This is a genomic window from Brevundimonas sp., from assembly GCF_016742135.1.
Classification (GTDB): Bacteria; Pseudomonadota; Alphaproteobacteria; order Caulobacterales; family Caulobacteraceae; genus Brevundimonas.
Map to the genome: position 1 here is coordinate 1 of NZ_JACVCG010000001.1, position 12,818 is coordinate 12,818.

Annotated in this window: 20 protein-coding genes; 9 read left to right on the forward strand and 11 right to left on the reverse strand. The window is 66.9% G+C overall.

Going from position 1 to position 12,818, the window contains the following annotated elements; translation table 11 throughout:
* Window positions 1-154 precede the first annotated feature (154 nt).
* A complete protein-coding gene (locus IBJ06_RS00005; RefSeq protein WP_292156469.1) occupies window positions 155-922 on the reverse strand; it encodes a molybdopterin-binding protein in 768 nt (255 codons plus the stop codon).
* Between the two features lie 162 nt (window positions 923-1,084).
* On the opposite strand from IBJ06_RS00005, the gene map reads away from it, so the two are divergent.
* The 9 genes from map to IBJ06_RS00050 all read left to right on the forward strand — a co-directional run bounded on the left by map (window position 1,085) and on the right by IBJ06_RS00050 (window position 6,738).
* The gene (gene map / locus IBJ06_RS00010; RefSeq protein WP_292156470.1) at window positions 1,085-1,906 is read left to right on the forward strand and encodes a type I methionyl aminopeptidase; all 822 of its coding nucleotides are present in this window, start codon (window positions 1,085-1,087) and stop codon (window positions 1,904-1,906) included.
* A 31-nt stretch (window positions 1,907-1,937) separates the two neighbouring features.
* Window positions 1,938-2,666, forward strand: a complete 729-nt coding sequence (gene radC, locus IBJ06_RS00015; RefSeq protein WP_292156471.1) for a DNA repair protein RadC — start codon at window positions 1,938-1,940, stop codon at window positions 2,664-2,666.
* Entirely contained in the window at window positions 2,663-3,646 is a 984-nt protein-coding gene (locus tag IBJ06_RS00020) for a N(4)-(beta-N-acetylglucosaminyl)-L-asparaginase (RefSeq protein WP_292156472.1), read from the forward strand. Before radC ends, IBJ06_RS00020 begins: the two co-directional genes overlap by 4 nt.
* A complete protein-coding gene (locus IBJ06_RS00025; protein ID WP_292156473.1) occupies window positions 3,643-4,161 on the forward strand; it encodes a GNAT family N-acetyltransferase in 519 nt (172 codons plus the stop codon). The genes IBJ06_RS00020 and IBJ06_RS00025 overlap by 4 nt, the downstream gene beginning before the upstream one ends.
* 54 nt (window positions 4,162-4,215) lie before the next feature.
* A complete protein-coding gene (locus tag IBJ06_RS00030) occupies window positions 4,216-4,458 on the forward strand; it encodes a BolA family transcriptional regulator (protein WP_292156474.1) in 243 nt (80 codons plus the stop codon).
* A 3-nt stretch (window positions 4,459-4,461) separates the two neighbouring features.
* Window positions 4,462-5,376 (forward strand): oxidoreductase, encoded by a 915-nt coding sequence (locus tag IBJ06_RS00035; protein ID WP_292156475.1) that lies wholly within the window; start codon window positions 4,462-4,464, stop codon window positions 5,374-5,376.
* A 63-nt stretch (window positions 5,377-5,439) separates the two neighbouring features.
* Window positions 5,440-5,796: a Grx4 family monothiol glutaredoxin gene (gene grxD, locus IBJ06_RS00040; RefSeq protein WP_292156476.1), complete on the forward strand. Its 357-nt coding sequence runs from the start codon at window positions 5,440-5,442 to the stop codon at window positions 5,794-5,796.
* The gene (locus IBJ06_RS00045) at window positions 5,796-6,227 is read left to right on the forward strand and encodes an acyl-CoA thioesterase (RefSeq protein ID WP_292156477.1); all 432 of its coding nucleotides are present in this window, start codon (window positions 5,796-5,798) and stop codon (window positions 6,225-6,227) included. The genes grxD and IBJ06_RS00045 overlap by 1 nt, the downstream gene beginning before the upstream one ends.
* A 94-nt stretch (window positions 6,228-6,321) precedes the next feature.
* A complete protein-coding gene (locus tag IBJ06_RS00050) occupies window positions 6,322-6,738 on the forward strand; it encodes a hypothetical protein (protein ID WP_292156478.1) in 417 nt (138 codons plus the stop codon).
* 5 nt (window positions 6,739-6,743) lie between these two features.
* Here IBJ06_RS00050 and IBJ06_RS00055 read toward each other — a convergent pair whose 3' ends face one another.
* The 10 genes from IBJ06_RS00055 to IBJ06_RS00100 all read right to left on the reverse strand — a co-directional run bounded on the left by IBJ06_RS00055 (window position 6,744) and on the right by IBJ06_RS00100 (window position 12,813).
* A complete protein-coding gene (locus tag IBJ06_RS00055; RefSeq protein ID WP_292156479.1) occupies window positions 6,744-6,872 on the reverse strand; it encodes a hypothetical protein in 129 nt (42 codons plus the stop codon).
* Window positions 6,873-6,980: 108 nt separating this feature from the next.
* Window positions 6,981-7,376: a hypothetical protein gene (locus IBJ06_RS00060; protein ID WP_292156480.1), complete on the reverse strand. Its 396-nt coding sequence runs from the start codon at window positions 7,374-7,376 to the stop codon at window positions 6,981-6,983.
* A gap of 249 nt (window positions 7,377-7,625) precedes the next feature.
* Complete coding sequence (rpsD, locus tag IBJ06_RS00065; protein ID WP_209117257.1) at window positions 7,626-8,243, reverse strand: 30S ribosomal protein S4; 618 nt, start codon at window positions 8,241-8,243, stop codon at window positions 7,626-7,628.
* Between the two features lie 163 nt (window positions 8,244-8,406).
* Window positions 8,407-9,021: a superoxide dismutase gene (locus IBJ06_RS00070; RefSeq protein ID WP_292156481.1), complete on the reverse strand. Its 615-nt coding sequence runs from the start codon at window positions 9,019-9,021 to the stop codon at window positions 8,407-8,409.
* Window positions 9,022-9,119: 98 nt separating this feature from the next.
* Window positions 9,120-9,344, reverse strand: a complete 225-nt coding sequence (locus IBJ06_RS00075; protein WP_292156482.1) for a hypothetical protein — start codon at window positions 9,342-9,344, stop codon at window positions 9,120-9,122.
* A gap of 2 nt (window positions 9,345-9,346) precedes the next feature.
* Window positions 9,347-10,180 (reverse strand): S-formylglutathione hydrolase, encoded by an 834-nt coding sequence (fghA, locus tag IBJ06_RS00080; protein ID WP_292156483.1) that lies wholly within the window; start codon window positions 10,178-10,180, stop codon window positions 9,347-9,349.
* A gap of 15 nt (window positions 10,181-10,195) precedes the next feature.
* Window positions 10,196-11,659, reverse strand: a complete 1,464-nt coding sequence (locus IBJ06_RS00085) for a sodium:alanine symporter family protein (RefSeq protein WP_292156484.1) — start codon at window positions 11,657-11,659, stop codon at window positions 10,196-10,198.
* 83 nt (window positions 11,660-11,742) lie between these two features.
* Window positions 11,743-12,156, reverse strand: coding sequence for a type II toxin-antitoxin system VapC family toxin (locus tag IBJ06_RS00090; RefSeq protein ID WP_292156485.1), 414 nt, complete (start codon window positions 12,154-12,156; stop codon window positions 11,743-11,745).
* Window positions 12,134-12,388 (reverse strand): hypothetical protein, encoded by a 255-nt coding sequence (locus IBJ06_RS00095; RefSeq protein WP_292156486.1) that lies wholly within the window; start codon window positions 12,386-12,388, stop codon window positions 12,134-12,136. Before IBJ06_RS00095 ends, IBJ06_RS00090 begins: the two co-directional genes overlap by 23 nt.
* Window positions 12,389-12,429: 41 nt before the next feature.
* The gene (locus IBJ06_RS00100) at window positions 12,430-12,813 is read right to left on the reverse strand and encodes a VOC family protein (protein WP_292156487.1); all 384 of its coding nucleotides are present in this window, start codon (window positions 12,811-12,813) and stop codon (window positions 12,430-12,432) included.
* Window positions 12,814-12,818: the final 5 nt, after the last annotated feature.

Below are 12,818 nucleotides of genomic sequence, written 5' to 3' on the forward strand. Positions count from 1 at the left end.
CTTCTGATCCGGACCCCGGACCGGACCGGCCTCTCCCCGCGAGAGACCGGCCCCGGCCCGGACCCGGCCAGAAGGTCGACAGACTGCAGGTCAACAGACCTCAATCCACCGCCGTGGCCCCCCGGTCACGGCGGTGGTGTCGTTTCCGGGGGGCTCAGACCTCGGCCACCCGCACGCCCCGGTCCGCCAGGGTGACCTCCAGCGCCTCCTTCAGGGCTTCCACGGCGGCCGACAGCATGGCCGCGTCGCGCCCGCGCACCACCAGCTGGGTGCCGTATTCGCCGACCGTGCCGTGTCCAAAGGGGTAGCTGCCGAAGCTCAGCGTCCGGTTGGCCTCGGCGGCGGCGCCCAGAAGGTCCGCGACATCGCCCTCGCCGACCCCGTCGACCCTCAGCGTCCGGGCATGGGTGATCGCCCCGACCTTGAGACGCGGGGCCACATCATCCAGCATGGCCGTCATGATCTTCGGAACGCCGGCCATCACGAACACATTGCCGATCTGGAACCCGGGCGCGTCCGTGACCGGATTGGCGATCAGCGAGCCGCCCTCGGGGATGCGCGCCATCCGCCGCCGCGCCGCGTTCAGCTCATCGCCATAGCGTCGCTCCAGGATTGCCAGCGCCTCGGGATTCTCCGGCAGGGCCACCCCCATGGCCTCGGCCACGCAGTCGGCGGTGATGTCATCATGCGTCGGGCCGATGCCGCCTGTGGTGAACAGATAGTCGTGGCTGGCCGACAGGGTGCGCACCGCGTCGACGATCTGGCCGCGCCTGTCACCCACCGTGCGCGCTTCCCTGAGGTCGATGCCGAGCGCGGTCAGAAACCGGGCCAGGGTGTTGAGATTGGTGTCCTTCGTCCGGCCTGACAGGATCTCGTCGCCGATGATCAGGACGGCGGCCGTGGGGGAGGGTGAGTCGCTCATCGTCTGCGCTCCGGCTTGCGCCCGGAGGCCGAAGGTCCGATATGGCCCGGCATCGGTCGCGGCAGGGTGGGCATTTGTGCTATCTTCATCGTGACCTTCTTTTCTGATGACGCGCTTCCGTTTGGCGGCGGACGTCAAAACTGACCTATCGGGACGCCCCGCATGTATGAAGCCCAGGATATGGACGGCGACGTTTTCGTCCGCACCAACGAAATCCGCCTTCACGACGAGGAGGCGTTCGAGGGCATGCGCGCGGCCGGCCGTCTGGTCGCCGAAGCGCTCGACATGATCGGCGACTACGTCAGGCCCGGCGTGACGACGGGAGAGCTGGACGACCGCATCCGCGAATTCACCCTGGACCACGGGGCCGTGCCGGCCTGCCTTGGCTACAAGGGGTATGAGAAGACCATCTGCACCTCGATCAACCACGTCGTCTGCCACGGCATTCCGGGCGACAAGGTTCTGAAGGAGGGCGACATCGTCAACGTCGACCACACCGTCATCGTCGACGGCTGGCACGGCGATTCCAGCCGCATGTTTGCGGTGGGCGAGATCAACACCCGCGCGCGTCGTCTGATCGAGGTCACCTATGACTCGCTCGAGGCCGGCCTCGCCCAGATCAAGCCGGGCAATACCTTTGGCGACATCGGCTATGCCATCCAGCGTCTGGTCGAGGATCAGCGCATGAGCGTGGTGCGGGACTTCTGCGGCCACGGCATCGGTCGTCTGTTCCACGACAGCCCCAATGTGCTGCACTATGGCCGCCGGGGCGAGGGCGCGGTGCTCAAGCCCGGCATGTTCTTCACGGTCGAGCCCATGGTCAATCTGGGCAAGCCCCAGGTGAAGGTGCTGTCCGACGGCTGGACGGCTGTTACGCGGGACAAGTCCCTGTCGGCCCAGTGCGAACACACCGTCGGCGTCACCGAAGACGGCGTCGAAATCTTCACCGCCAGCCCCGCGGGCCTGTTCCGCCCGAGATTCTGAGGCTAGCCTTCGCCCGAGGACGGGGAAGGTCATGCTGGAACAGCCACCGGAAAAGCCCAAAGCGCCCCATCACGCCGGCCATCGCGAACGGCTGAGGGAGCGGGCGCGCGGGGCCGGTATCCATCACCTGCCTGACTATGAGCTCCTGGAGCTGTTCCTGTTCCGCAGCCAGCCCCAGGGCGACGTCAAGCCGATCGCCAAGGCCCTGCTGGCCCGCTTTGGCTCGCTCGCCGCCGTACTCGCAGCCTCGGTCGAGGATCTGATGACCGTAAAGGCCGAGGACACCCGGGGCCGCACCAAGGGCATCGGCGCCGAGACCGCCCTCGATATCGCCGCCCTGCACGAGGTCGCCCGCCGCGTCGCCCGCGAGGAGGCTCTCAACCGTCCGGTCATCTCATCGTGGACCTCGCTGTTGTCCTATGTCCGGCTCAGCCTGCAGCATGAACCGCGCGAGCAGTTTCGCGTGTTGTACCTCGACAATCGCAACCAGCTGATCCTCGACGAGATCCAGAACCGGGGCACGGTCGATCACGCCCCCGTCTATCCGCGTGAGGTCGTCCGCCGCGCGCTTGAACTGTCCGCCAAGGCCATGATCATCGTTCACAACCACCCGTCCGGCGACCCCACCCCCAGCCGCGCCGACATCGACATGACCCGCCAGGTCATCGAGGCGGCTCGCGCCCTCGGCGTAGATGTGCACGACCATCTGATCGTCGGCCGCAAGGGCGTGGCCAGCTTCAAGCAGCTGGGGCTGATGTGAGCGGCCCGTCGCGCAGAACCGTGCTGGCCGGAGCCGCGACCGTTGCCGCTGCCGCAGGGGCCAGCCCGGGCGATACGCCGCCCGCCGTGCTCGTCTCGACGTGGGATTTCGGCGTGCCGGCCAACGCCGCTGCCTTTGCGGTGCGGGAGGCGGATGGCCCGGCCCTCGACATGGTCGAGGCGGGCGCCCGCGTGGCCGAGGCCGATGTCACCAATACGACGGTCGGGATCGGCGGCTTTCCGGATCGCGAAGGGCGGGTGACGCTGGATGCCGTCATCATGAACGGACGCGGCGACATGGGCTCGGTCTGCGCGCTGGAGGACGTCGTCCACGCCGTCTCCGTCGCCCGCCGCGTCATGGAGGCGACGCCCCATGTCATTCTGGTGGGCGAGGGGGCCCGCGCCTTTGCCCTGGACCAGGGGTTCGGGACCACCCGACTTCTGACGCCGGAGGCCGAAGCCGCCTGGAGGCGCTGGCTGGAGACCGCGGACTACGCGCCCCGTGCCAATGTCGAAAATACCGACTGGCGGGGCGGGGCCTCCGACCACGACACCATCGGTATACTCGGCATGGACCGGCAGGGGCGGATGGCCGGGGCCTGCACCACCTCGGGCATGGCCTTCAAGATGCGCGGGCGGGTGGGCGACAGCCCCATCCCCGGTGCCGGTCTGTCGGTCGATGACGAGGTGGGTGCGGCCACCGGGACCGGCGTGGGCGAGGACGTCCTGCGCGTCTCCGGCGCCCATGCGGTGGTCGAGGCCATGCGCGCGGGGCTGGACCCCGATACCGCCTGCAAACGGGTCATCGAGCGCCTCGCCCGCCTGCGGGGCGAGAAGATCGCCGACCATCAGGTTGCCCTGCTGGCCCTCGACCGTCAGGGACGGGCCGGAGGATACGCCCTGCGCCCCGGCTTTACCTATGCGGTCACCGATGCCGCGGGTGAAACCTGGCTGGTCCGCGCCGAAAGCCTGTTTTCATGAGCCGGGTGATCGAAACCGACCGCCTCATCCTCACCCCTGTGGCAGAGGGGGATTATGCCGACCTGTGCGCCCTGCTGGCCGACCCGGGCTTCTTCCGCCACATCTTCCCCCAGGCCCTGAACGCCGAGGAGGCCTGGTTCCGCCTGCTGCGCGACATCGGCCACTGGCAGGTCATGGGCTATGGCAACTGGACAATCCGCACCCGCGACGACGGCCGCTATGTCGGCAGCGTCGGCCTGCTGAATTATCACCGCATCGTCGACCCCGCCTTTGACGCCCCCGAAATCGGCTGGGGCCTGTCGCCGGCCTTTCAGGGCAGGGGCATGGCGTTCGAAGCCGCCACGGCCGCCGTCGCCTGGGCGGAACACCACCTCAAGGCCCACCGTCTGGTCTGTATGATCAGTCCGGCCAACGGCCCGTCGCTGGCGCTGGCCGGGCGGCTGGGCTTCGTCCCCTCTGCCGACACGATCTACAAGGGTGAGGCCGTGATCCTGCTGGAACGGTGCGGAACGTAGCCGGACATTAAGGTTTATGAGGCATGAGGGGAGGCGAATAATCAGGTTTCCCCCATGCCCATGTCCGCCGACAGTCTGCGATCGCATCTTCTGGAAGCCTTTCCGGATGCCGAGATCGACATCGTCGACCTGGCCGGGGACGGGGATCACTACCGCGCCCGCGTCGTGTCCGGGGCCTTTGTCGGGCTCACCCGGGTGAAACAGCATCAGATGGTCTATGCCGCGCTCAAGGGCCGGATGGGCGGGGAACTGCACGCCCTGGCGCTCGAGACCGCCGCACCGGAAGGAAGGGGTTAAGCCATGCGTTATCGTCCCTTCGGCCACTCGGGCACCGCAGTGTCCTCGCTGACGCTCAGCCTTGGCCACGCGGCCCTGGCGCGCGGCTTCGAGGCCGCCCAGTCGCTGATCTATTCGGGGCTGGAAGCCGGCATCAACAGCTTCCGCCTCGAGACCGCCGATCCGGTGCTGGCCGATGTCGTCGGACAGGCGCTCAGCCACGTCGACCGCAAGCTGGTCTCGGTCACCCTGATGCTGGGCACGGGCGACGGCCGCCGCGGCTCGCAGCGCGATTTCACGGCCGAGGGCATGACCCATGCCATGGACCGGGTGCTGCATGTCTCGGGCCTCGGCCACATCGACGTGGCCCTGCTGGACGAGCCCGAGGAACACGAACTGGCCCAGTCCACCCTGCATGCCCTCAAGGCGCTCAGGGCCGCCGAACGCGTGCGCCTGCTGGGTGTCGCGGGCGAGGGCGAGGTCATGGACACCTATGTCTCGACCGGCGCTTTCGACGTCCTGGCCACGCCGTTCCACGTCAACTCCGACTGGCGCATCCAGTCGCGCATGCGTCAGGCGCGCGAGCGCGACATGGCCATCCTCGGCTACGCCTATTTTCCCGAAAGCCTCGACACGCCGAAAAAGGCTGAGGCCGTCAATGAGCCGAAGCGCGGCCTGTTCGGCTTCGGCAAATCCCGCACGCCCGATACCCCGCTGAAGGGCGCGGGTACCTTTGCCTTCCTGCATCGCACCCCCGGTTGGACGGCCGAGCAGATCTGTCTCGGGTATGCCCTGGTCGATCCGTCGATCTCCAGCGTCATGATCCGCGCCACCACTGACGAACGCGTCAATGAACTGGCCCAGGTGCCCGAACGCGACCTGCCTCCGGGTCTGCCGGCCCAGATCGAAATGGCCCGCTTCGGGACTGCGGCCGCCTGACCCTGCCCTTGACCCGGCCTCCCGGGCCTCCTAGCTCACAGGGCTCGTGAGAAGGGACGCCCCGTGACCGATACCGCCGCCGCCGACCCCGTGCGCGATTTCATCGCCCGGACCATCGCCGACCATCCCGTGGTCCTGTTTATGAAGGGCACGCCGGATCAGCCGCGCTGTGGCTTCTCGGCCCAGGCGGTGCAGATCCTCGACCACCTCGGTGCCCCCTTCGTCGGCGTCGACGTGCTGCAGGACGACGGCCTGCGCGAGGGCATCAAGACCTTCACCGACTGGCCCACCATTCCCCAGCTTTATGTGAAGGGCGAATTCGTCGGCGGCTCGGACATCGTGCGCGAGATGTTCCAGGCGGGTGAACTGACCGCCCTGATGACCGACAAGGGTGTACCGCTCGGCGACGTGGACGCCTGATGGCCCGGGCACCGCTGGTCCCGCGCGAGGACCGCGAGGTCTTCGTCGTCCCGCTGGAGGTCCGTCCCGAACACATCGACGCCAATGGCCACGTCAACAATGTGGTCTATGTCGGCTGGCTGCAGGATGCCGGCACGGCCCACTGGAACGCTCGGTTTAACGCCGACACGCGCGCCCGCTGGTCCTGGGTCGCTCTCCGGCATGAGGTCGACTATCTGCGCGGCATTGAGCCCGGGGCCACGGGCGTCGTCGCGCGCACCTGGGTGGGCGACCCCCAGGGCCCCCGCTTCAATCGCTACGTCCGGATCGAGGACGGTCAGGGTCGCCTGTGCGCCCAGGGCGTGTCCGAATGGTGCCTGGTCGATGCCCGCACCCTGCGCCCGCACCGGATCGCGGGCGAGATGATCACCCCCTTCGTGGCCAGGGTCTGACCTTTCCGTGTGATCAGGGGCGGAAAGGGCTTGAACCGACCCGTCTTTACGTGAACGATTGCCGATCTGGGGTGGGCGGATAATGAGGTACCGGATGCGACGGATCGTGCCGACGCTGTTGATCGGGGTGATGATGTCTGGCGGGCTCGCGGCCTGCGGCGGAAACACCGAAGAGCTGCAGCGGGAGGCGGTCGGCTGCACCACCTACTTCACCGTGCTGAACGAGCAGATCGTGAGGGATGACCCCGCCCTTGCTGACCGCATCATGGCGGCGCTCGTTGATCCGGCTTCGGTCGACGCCGATCAGCAGAAGCAGACCATCAATCGTACCCTGGTGGACATGGCGGGTGGCACCGACGCCTGGCGCGCCGAGATGGACCCCGCTGCCGTCGCCACCCTCGACAATGAACAGTCGGCCCTCGCCCGCCGGCATGTCGCCGAGGACCGCTCGGCCGAGGCCGCCGAGCGGATCTCGACCTGCATCGACACCTGGAAACGCCTGAAGCGCTAGCGGCCTCAGTCCTCGTGGGCGGGCGCGTGGATGACCCGGGTCTCGGGCTTGTCGGTGGCGACGATGATGCAGCCGGCCAGCAGCGGAGCGCTGAGGGCAGCGACGGTGGCCAGAAGGGTCAGACGGCGAAGCATGGTGATATCCCCCGAAGGATGTTGACGTTACAGGCGCGTTTTCGCCCTATCCGGGCGCCGGTGCACGTGAATAATCCTCAATGAGGGCCTTTCGGGGGGCGGGTCGCCTCAGCCCCGGGCGGGGCGATAGGGGTTGGCCACCTGCAGGCGGGTGCCCGGGGCCAGACCCATTTCCTCAAAGCTCCAGCGCAGCTCGACGCCGTCTTCGGACGGTGTAGTGCAGGGGTCGTCCCGCACCCGGCGCAGGGTGACGCGCGCCCCGTCGTAGGTTTCGCGCACCACCGGCACCAGATCACTCTTTTCGGTGCAGCCGTTGCTGCTGATCCAGAACAGGACGGTGTCGCGGCCGACGGCGGCGGCCCGGATGGGCTCGACCACACCGGGACCGTCCTCAACCGCCGGACGGCCGCCCAGCCAGTCCGGCAGGCTCGCGCACCCCGACACCGACAGGGCGCCCAGGGCCATCGCCCCGATCAGTCCGGCATATCTGTGATGTGGTGACATGACCTGCCCCCGCGCCTTCCCATGCGTCAAGACTGCCCCAATTCGGATCGTTTGGCATCCCCGAACCGGCGTGCGTCCACGAAAAAGGGCCCCGGATCGCTCCGGAGCCCCATATTCTTGTGCTAACGCTCGCTGCTTGAGCACATCTTCTCGCCCTATGCTCGTGACGCGGTCACTCGCGACTTGAGGGCTGGTCCGGGAATGCGCTCAAGCAGCGAGGTTCCGCGAACCGAGCGTTAGCGCCCACACTTAGGACGAATAGTATTCGACGACCAGGTTGGGCTCCATCTTCACCGGGAACGGCACATCGGCCAGTTCCGGCACGCGCACCCAGCGCACCGAGAAGCCGCGATCGCCGACTTCCAGATAGTCCGGGATGTCGCGTTCCGACGACTGCATGGCCTCGAGGACCAGCGCCATGTTGCGCGACTTTTCCTTGACCTCGACGACGTCGCCGACCTTCACGCGGTACGAGCCGATGTCGACCTTCTTGCCGTTGACGGTCACGTGGCCGTGGCTGACGAACTGACGGGCCGCCCACACGGTCGGCACGAATTTGGCGCGGTAGACGACGGCGTCCAGACGCGATTCCAGCAGGCCGATCAGCAGCTCCGAGGTGTTGCCCTTGCGGCGGGCAGCTTCCTCATAGGTCTTGGCGAACTGCTTTTCGGTGATGTTGCCGTAATAGCCCTTCAGCTTCTGCTTGGCCTTCAGCTGCAGGCCGAAGTCCGAGACCTTGGACTTGCGGCGCTGGCCGTGCTGGCCGGGGCCGTACGACCGCTTGTTGACCGGGGACTTGGACCGGCCCCACAGGTTTTCACCCATGGCGCGGTCGATCTTGTACTTGGCGCTGTGGCGCTTGGACATGTGTCACTCTCTATCGTGATGCGGCCCGGCATCCCCGGTATTGGGAATGCGATCTCAACGGCGGTCCACGCATCATCCGTCATCAATCCCGCCCCGATCTTTCGACGGGACGTGAAGGCGGGGCTTATGGCGAGCCCGCCCCGCGGAGTCAACACGTCCGGGCTTATGACACGGCCTTGGCATAGAGGTCGTTGACCTCGTTCCAGTTCACCACCGACCAGAAGGCCTTCAGATAGTCGGCGCGGCGGTTCTGGTACTTCAGATAATAGGCATGTTCCCAGACGTCGGCACCAAGGATGACGGTGCCCTGCTCCTCGGCCACGTCCATCAGGGGATTGTCCTGGTTGGGGGTCGAGGTGACCTTCAGCTTGCCGTTCTGAACGATCAGCCAGGCCCAGCCCGAGCCGAACTGGCCGGCACCGGCGGCATTGAAGGCCTCCTTGAAGGCGTCCATGCCGCCCAGATCCTTGTCGATGGCGGCCTTCAATGCGCCCGACGGCTCGCCGGTCTGACCTTCGGGGGCCAGCAGCTGCCAGAACAGGGCGTGGTTCCAGTGGCCGCCGCCGTTGTTGCGCACGGCCTTGGGCAGTTTCGACATGATCTTGAACATGTCCTCCAGCGACTTGCCCTTCAGGCTGTCGTCGCCGTCCACTGCCTTGTTCAGATTGTCGACATAGGTCTGGTGGTGCTTGTCGTGGTGGAAGGTCATCGTCTCCTTGTCGATGGCCGGTTCCAGCGCGTCATAAGCATAGGGGAGGGGGGGCAGGGTAAAGGCCATGTCGGGCTCCTGGATCTGGGTAAACCTTGGCCGTACACATAGGTGTGGCCGCTTCTGACCCAAGGGCCGGTGCCGGAATTCGTTCCGAAATCGCCGGGTCAGGTCAGCGGGGCGTGCGCCTTGATGCAGTCCCGCACCGCCCGTTTCAGGTCCCCCGGGATCGAACCGGGATCCGTGCCCTCGGCCGCAAACACAGCCCGCATGGCGGCGTCATATCCATTGGGCAGGGCGGCGAGCACCCGCGCCTGTCCCTTGGGGTGCAGGCAGATGCCCAGCCTGACGCACAGCTCGGCGAACATGGCATCGTAATCGGGGTCTGCCATGGTCAGGCCTTCAGCCGCTTTGCGTGAAAGGCCAGATGATCCGCGATGAAACTGGCCATGAAGAAATAGGAATGGTCATAGCCGGGCTGCATCCGCAAGGTCAGGCGCTGGCCCGCCGCCTCGGCCGCCGCCGTCAGCAGTTCGGGCCTCAGTTGCTCGCCGAGGAAGGGGTCGGCGTCGCCCTGGTCGATCAGGATGTCGTCGAACTGGCCATGGGCCACGCCCGCCTCGATCAGCAGGGTCGCGTCGTGCCGGGCCCAGCGATCCCGGTCCGCCCCCAGATAGGCGGTCAGGGCCTTCTCGCCCCACGGACAGCGGGTGGATGAGGCGATGGGCGCGAAGGCCGAGACCGAGGCGAACAGATGCGGATGGTTCAGCGCCAGCGTCAGCGCGCCGTGCCCCCCCATGGAATGGCCCAGGATGGCCCGCCGTCCGGTGGTCGGGAAGTGGGCATCGATCAGCTCGACCAGGTCCCGGGTGACATAGGTCTCCATGCAGAAATGCGGGGCCCACGGCGCCTCGGTCGCATCGACATAGAAGCCCGCGCCCTGGCCCAGATCATAAGCCTCATCGTCCGCCACGCCTTCCCCGCGCGGGCTGGTGTCGGGTGCCACCACGATCAGGCCCAGCCGTGCCGCCGCCTCATAGGCTCCGGCCTTGGTGGTGAAATTGTCCTCGGTGCAGGTCAGGCCCGACAGCCAGAGGGCGACCGGAAACGGCCCCTTGCCTGGTGGCACGAACACCGACAGCTGCATGGGCGTGCCGGTGGCCGCGCTCTGGTGGCTCAGATAGGAAAGCGTCCCGCCGTGGACGACATGGGTCTTCAGCGTGTCCACGGCGGAACGTCTCCTCTAGTCGTGATCCTTGCCGGCGGTCTTGTCGCCGCGTGCCAGGGCGAACACCACGCTCGACAACGCCGCCAGCGCGATCAGGTTCGGCAGGGCCATGGCCGCGTTCGAGATGTCGCCCATGCGCCAGACGAACTCGATGTGCTGGAACGATCCGACAAAGATCATCACCACCCACAGCAGGCGCCAGGGAATGGCGACGCCCTGTCCGAACAGATGGGTCGCCGCCCGCTCCCCGTAGTAGCTCCAGGTCAGCAGCGTGGTGAAGACGAACAGGATCAGCGCCAGCGACACGACAAAGCCGCCGATCGTGGTCGAACCGAACAGGACCTGCGGGAACACGGCCGAGAAGGCCGCCAAGGTCATTTCAAACCCGCGCAGGTCCGAGTTCCAGACGTGCTCGACCGTCCCGGCCCCGGCGGGGAAGGCCCCCTGCACCGTCAGCATCACCAGACCGGTCATGGTACAGATCACCATGGTGTCGATGAAGGTGCCCATCATGGCAAAGCGCCCCTGACGCGCCGGGTCATCGGTCCTGGCCACGGCGTGCGCCATGGGGGTCGAGCCCTGACCGGCCTCGTTCGAGAACAGACCGCGCGCCACGCCGGCCCGGATGGCCATCATCACGGCCGCCCCGGCAAAGCCGCCGGTCGCCGCCATGCCGGTAAAGGCGCTGTCGAAGATCAGGGCAAACGAGGCCGGCAGGTCCTCGATGTTCAGGATCAGCGCCAGCAGGGCCAGCAGCAGGTAGGAAACGACCATGAACGGCACGACCTTTTCGGCCACGCTGCCGATCGACTTGATGCCGCCGATGATGACGATGAAGACGGCGGCCGCCACGATCAGGCCCGCACCCCATTCCGGCACGGGGGCCAGGCTGGTGATGGAGTCGGCGATGGAGTTGGCCTGGATCATATTGCCGGTGGCGACGGCCGAGAACAGCGTCCCCAGACAGAACAGGATGGCCAGCCAGCTCCACTTCTTGCCCAAGCCCTTGCGGATGTAGCTCATCGGTCCGCCGCGATAGGTGCCGTCCGGCCCCACTTCGCGGAAGCGGATGGCCAGCGAGCCCTCGGCAAAGGCCAGCGCCATGCCGAACAGCGCCGTCACCCACATCCAGAACAGGGCGCCGGGACCGCCCAGGGTGATGGCGGTCGCCACCCCCGCAAGGTTACCCGTGCCGACCTGTCCCGACAGGGCGGTCGACAGGGCCGCGAACGGCGAGATCTCGCCCTTGCCCGACGGGTCTTTCTTGAACAGCCCGGCGAAGGCCTCGCCCAGCTTCAGGATCGGATAGAAGCGCAGGCCGATCATGATCCAGGCGCCGACGCCCAGCAGCACGATGACCATGGGCGGGAAGGGGATCAGCTCCTCGCCGTTCCAAAGTCCGCCCCAGATGAAGTCGCTGACGTTGGTGACCTGGTCGTAAAAGGCCTGCACGCCTGCGGGCGTCGCTGTTTCGCTCATTCCCCATTCCCCCGGGATGCCGATGAAAGCGGGCACCTTACCCGGCTGTTCCGGAATGGGAACGACTTTTTGAACGCGCGGCGTTACCCGGTCTGCAGTGGCCGCAGGTCAAGTCCGGGCAGGTCGGCAAACTTGCGGGTAAGTCGGCTGTCTGCCGTGATCAGGGGCAGGGCGAGGCTAATGGCCATCGCGATATAGACACAGTCATAAACCGCATGGTCGCGTTCCAATCCCAACTTCAGCGCCAGCGGCCAGTACTCCCGCTCGTCCCGCAGATCGATCAGGCGGGTCAGGCGGCCCATTTGCAGCAGGCACCAGTCCCTTTCATACCGACCGGCCCTGGCCTGCCCCCGCAGCGCATTGGCAAATTCGCTGCCCAGCAGGGTCGGCGCGACGGGTGCCCAGATCTTGCCGGCCTCAATCGCAGCGGGCGTCAGCGGATCATCAACGACCCAGCGAACGACGACGCTGGCGTCAAAGATCGCCGCTGATGGCACGATCCCGTTCCTCCCGGCCCTCCCGAATGGCCGCATCGACGTCGATGCCTGCACCCCGCGTCGCTTCCCGCATCCGGGCGGCCAGTTCCCAGAAGTCGTCCTGCTCCTTGCGAGCGGCCTCGGCCACCAGATTGCGCAACCGTTGCTCCAGCGAGATGCGTTCGCGCTCGGCCTGGGCCTTCAGCTCGGCGATCTCATGGTCGGGAACATTGCGGATCAAAAGCTGGCCCATAGGGCTATGATAGCGCCTTGCTATCATCAGAGCAACCTCTGTTACCCTGGGCGGTGCAGCGCGCAGACCTTGTTGCCCGACGGATCGCGCAGATAGGCCAGCACCAGTTTGCCGAACGGACCGTTGCGCTCGCCGGGCGGGTCCTCGATGGCCGTCCCGCCTGCGGCCACGCCGGCGTCATGGAAGGCCTGAACCATGTCGGCCGTCTTCGCCGCAAAGCCGATGGTGCCGCCGTTGGCGTGACACGCCGGCTCACCATCGATCGGCTTGCCGACCGCAAAGGCCCCCATGCGCGTCCGCCACCAGTAGCGCCCCTTCGGGTCGGGCCCCTGCGCCGGCTCATGCCCCAGGGCGCCGAGGACGGCATCATAGAAGCGGCGCGACGCCTCGACGTCATTGGCGCCAACGGTGATGTGTGTGAACATGGCTT

Coding starts and splice junctions, on each gene's coding strand:
- IBJ06_RS00030 (WP_292156474.1), top strand. CDS start 4,216: ATGCCCATGTCCGCCGACAGTCTGCGATCGCATCTTCTGGAAGCCTTT.
- IBJ06_RS00045 (WP_292156477.1), top strand. CDS start 5,796: ATGGCCCGGGCACCGCTGGTCCCGCGCGAGGACCGCGAGGTCTTCGTC.
- IBJ06_RS00100 (WP_292156487.1), bottom strand. CDS start 12,813: ATGTTCACACACATCACCGTTGGCGCCAATGACGTCGAGGCGTCGCGC.
- radC (WP_292156471.1), top strand. CDS start 1,938: ATGCTGGAACAGCCACCGGAAAAGCCCAAAGCGCCCCATCACGCCGGC.
- IBJ06_RS00005 (WP_292156469.1), bottom strand. CDS start 922: ATGAGCGACTCACCCTCCCCCACGGCCGCCGTCCTGATCATCGGCGAC.
- IBJ06_RS00070 (WP_292156481.1), bottom strand. CDS start 9,021: ATGGCCTTTACCCTGCCCCCCCTCCCCTATGCTTATGACGCGCTGGAA.
- IBJ06_RS00035 (WP_292156475.1), top strand. CDS start 4,462: ATGCGTTATCGTCCCTTCGGCCACTCGGGCACCGCAGTGTCCTCGCTG.
- rpsD (WP_209117257.1), bottom strand. CDS start 8,243: ATGTCCAAGCGCCACAGCGCCAAGTACAAGATCGACCGCGCCATGGGT.
- IBJ06_RS00025 (WP_292156473.1), top strand. CDS start 3,643: ATGAGCCGGGTGATCGAAACCGACCGCCTCATCCTCACCCCTGTGGCA.
- IBJ06_RS00075 (WP_292156482.1), bottom strand. CDS start 9,344: ATGGCAGACCCCGATTACGATGCCATGTTCGCCGAGCTGTGCGTCAGG.
- IBJ06_RS00085 (WP_292156484.1), bottom strand. CDS start 11,659: ATGAGCGAAACAGCGACGCCCGCAGGCGTGCAGGCCTTTTACGACCAG.
- IBJ06_RS00060 (WP_292156480.1), bottom strand. CDS start 7,376: ATGTCACCACATCACAGATATGCCGGACTGATCGGGGCGATGGCCCTG.
- IBJ06_RS00055 (WP_292156479.1), bottom strand. CDS start 6,872: ATGCTTCGCCGTCTGACCCTTCTGGCCACCGTCGCTGCCCTCAGCGCT.
- IBJ06_RS00050 (WP_292156478.1), top strand. CDS start 6,322: ATGCGACGGATCGTGCCGACGCTGTTGATCGGGGTGATGATGTCTGGC.
- map (WP_292156470.1), top strand. CDS start 1,085: ATGTATGAAGCCCAGGATATGGACGGCGACGTTTTCGTCCGCACCAAC.
- IBJ06_RS00095 (WP_292156486.1), bottom strand. CDS start 12,388: ATGGGCCAGCTTTTGATCCGCAATGTTCCCGACCATGAGATCGCCGAG.